The organism is Citrobacter sp. MGH 55 (assembly GCF_016906145.1).
In the GTDB taxonomy this organism is placed as follows: Bacteria; Pseudomonadota; Gammaproteobacteria; order Enterobacterales; family Enterobacteriaceae; genus Citrobacter_A; species Citrobacter_A amalonaticus.
The window spans coordinates 1,606,217-1,606,438 of the sequence record NZ_CP070239.1; the positions used below are offsets into that span (position 1 = coordinate 1,606,217).

The 222-nt window shown below is 55.5% G+C and carries 1 rRNA gene; it reads left to right on the top strand.

Annotation, left to right across the window (positions count from 1 at the left end):
- Positions 1–12 precede the first annotated feature (12 nt).
- Positions 13–128: ribosomal RNA gene (rrf, locus tag JTI98_RS06565) — 5S ribosomal RNA — on the top strand.
- Positions 129–222: the final 94 nt, after the last annotated feature.

The window sequence follows — 222 nt, forward strand, 5'->3', positions numbered from 1 at the left end:
AAACAGAATTTGCCTGGCGGCTGTAGCGCGGTGGTCCCACCTGACCCCATGCCGAACTCAGAAGTGAAACGCCGTAGCGCCGATGGTAGTGTGGGGTCTCCCCATGCGAGAGTAGGGAACTGCCAGGCATCAATTAAGTGAAGAGCCCATCCTGACGGATGGGCTTTTTTGCGTTTYTGCGCTGCAAATTTGGAGTRTGGCTTTGCCTTATCCGGCCTGTAG